This is a genomic window from Priestia sp. RMT2NF4, from assembly GCF_047872835.1.
Taxonomy (GTDB): Bacteria; Bacillota; Bacilli; order Bacillales; family Bacillaceae_H; genus Priestia; species Priestia zanthoxyli.
This window is the reverse complement of record NZ_JBLQZO010000040.1, coordinates 1-315: the sequence shown is the minus strand read 5'-3', so window position 1 is coordinate 315 and position 315 is coordinate 1. Positions and strand designations below refer to the sequence as shown.

General features: G+C 35.6%; 1 protein-coding gene. It reads right to left on the bottom strand.

The annotated features are described in order from the left end of the window. Positions 1-285, bottom strand: a 285-nt coding sequence (locus tag ACMX9J_RS27740) for an OsmC family protein (protein WP_416226477.1), incomplete at its 3' end; no start/stop codon positions are given. Positions 286-315: the final 30 nt, after the last annotated feature.

Genomic DNA, 315 nt, shown 5'->3' with positions numbered 1-315 from the left:
CTTAATACCCATTAAACTAGCTGTTGCAACAAATGCAAGTGATAAACAACCACCCAATGCACTTAATAAAAGTTCAGCTGGGCCTGGACCCTTATTAGATCCTGAGAACCAATCTGGCTCATCAATCAGAATGGGTTTGTGATCACCTACTTGCGCTTCAGCGTAAAATCCATCTTTCCATTTTACTGAAGAAGACCATCCTGCCATTCCTTCCTCAGGATTTTTCTTATAATTTTCTACTAAGTTTTCAATAACTTTTGTATCGACTCCATTAATTTTTGTCATTTTTATATCTCCTTCATTTTGTATTTTTTT